The sequence below is a fragment of the Mycobacterium simiae genome, assembly GCF_008370645.1.
Lineage (GTDB): Bacteria > Actinomycetota > Actinomycetes > Mycobacteriales > Mycobacteriaceae > Mycobacterium > Mycobacterium simiae_A.
In genome coordinates this window covers 1-1,784 of sequence record NZ_VTZN01000366.1, presented here as the reverse complement: position 1 = coordinate 1,784, position 1,784 = coordinate 1, and the positions used below count along the sequence as shown (strand labels likewise).

Genomic DNA, 1,784 nt, shown 5'->3' with positions numbered 1-1,784 from the left:
ACACTCCTGGTCAAAGCCGCGACCCGCGGCACCCGGAAAGTAGTGTGGATCGATTCGGAGCTGTTGTGGCCACTACAACTTGATGCCACTGACCACATCACGATTCCGTCGATCCGCTCCGGTTCGATCAACGTTAGAAGATGAGAGCGATGGATAAGCCCATTGCTGAACTTTCGTTTCGGTGATGTCATCACGACGCTGGTGTGGCCAGACGGCCGTCGCTGGGCGGTACGGGGTGGCCCGTCTGGCGTCGCCGCGATCGCACTGACTGGTGGTCAGTAGGAGGGTCCCCCAGATCGAGATTTGTCGGCACCAGCCGGACACGAGGCCAACGGTGCAACCCCCATGCAGAGATCCTGCGCGGCGACCGAGTAGGGCCGGCCCCCTCCCGACCCACAAGTGCTCGCCTGCACGTTTGCGATATGTGACCCGGCGCAGCAACGTCCAGCCTGACAGGAACCACTACGCGGCATAGTGCTAGCATAGTGCTAGCACTATGCATTACGGTCGGCCGTGGCACAACATGCACCGCAAACCCGAGAGGATGCCCGCAATGGCACGAAATGCACAGCTCGACGTCCCATTTACCAGTGACGCAGCAATCCGCGGAAGCTACCATTCCCCTATGGAGGGAAACAGCCCGCTCAGCGCACCGCCCGGCCCCTCGCCCGCGTGGCCGCCCTACTACCCGCCCGCCAAGCCAGCACAGCGATGGCTCCCCGTCGCCATCATCGTCGCAGCGATCATCATCGCCACCGCGGTGATCAGCGCCGTACTCCTGAGCCGTGACACCAACACCGTGGCCCCTACTGGTCCCACACCGACCGCAGTCGGCAACCCACCCGCCCAGGCAGGCACCACAGCGACCAGCTCCACCTGTGAAGCATGGCCTTCCACAAAGGCCGCGCTAAACGCAATTCCCGCTTTGCCGGCTGGGTGGAATTGGCAGACGCCAAATATCGATCTCTACGTGGCGAATCAGAATGCGGCAGTGAGCACGGCGCTCCAACTTTTTGAGCGCGAGATTGCGGCTGCCGATCCACCACAAGTGGTGGAGGCTGCGAGGGCGTATGTGTCGGAGCGGCGGCAGGGTATGCAGAAGATGTCCAACCATACATACACCCAGGCCGATGGGGTCCCGATCACCGCCGCGCGGGCGAAGCTGGATCAGCTCTGCGGTGTGAGCTAGGGCGGTAGTCGAGGGTGCCTCCGAAGCCGACGTCACCCAACTCATCCGAGATCCTCCAGAATTATTGGGAGGACTCGTTAGAGCCCGCGGATTTGATGCGGCGATCGGTGGAGCTGACGAAGTTATCCGGTCAGCTGATTGCGTCGTCGGAGGACGGCCAGGTCGCCGCGGTGCAGCTGCTCAACTACGGACAGGGCGACCTGGCCGACATCATTTCAGGAGCCTGGACGAAGTACTTCGTAAACGTCGGTCTCGTAGGTGCCCAGGTCGGTCAGGCGGCCGCATGTCTGGGGGCCTGGGCCACCACTCTCGGCGCCATGCTGGCTGAGATGGCGGGAGTCGTCGGCTGGGCAGAATCTGCCATCGCAGCGCTTGAGGCGGCACGGCCGGCGGCTGAAGCTGCTGGCCAAGACGTCGACGCACTGATTGAGCAGGTCAAGACCGAGGCGAAATCCCAGGTCGCTGCTATTTCGAGCGCTGCCATGGGTGCACTCGCCGCCGTACCCAGCTGGGCGGGCAACATTCCCGCCGCCATGCACATGCCTGGCACACCCGCTGGAGGCGGATCAGGCGTTGCAGACGGAGGCGCCGGCCC

2 protein-coding genes are annotated in these 1,784 nt (G+C 63.4%); both read left to right on the top strand.

Going from position 1 to position 1,784, the window contains the following annotated elements; genetic code table 11:
* Positions 1 to 625 precede the first annotated feature (625 nt).
* The gene (locus tag F0Q45_RS25820) at positions 626 to 1,189 is read left to right on the top strand and encodes a hypothetical protein (protein WP_149656567.1); all 564 of its coding nucleotides are present in this window, start codon (positions 626 to 628) and stop codon (positions 1,187 to 1,189) included.
* 107 nt (positions 1,190 to 1,296) lie between these two features.
* A partial coding sequence (locus tag F0Q45_RS25815; protein ID WP_373425096.1) for a hypothetical protein occupies positions 1,297 to 1,784 on the top strand: 488 nt, incomplete at its 3' end.

What these genes read in the sequence shown, in the direction of transcription:
- F0Q45_RS25820 (WP_149656567.1), top strand. Translation starts at nt 626, where the DNA reads ATGGAGGGAAACAGCCCGCTCAGCGCACCGCCCGGCCCCTCGCCCGCG.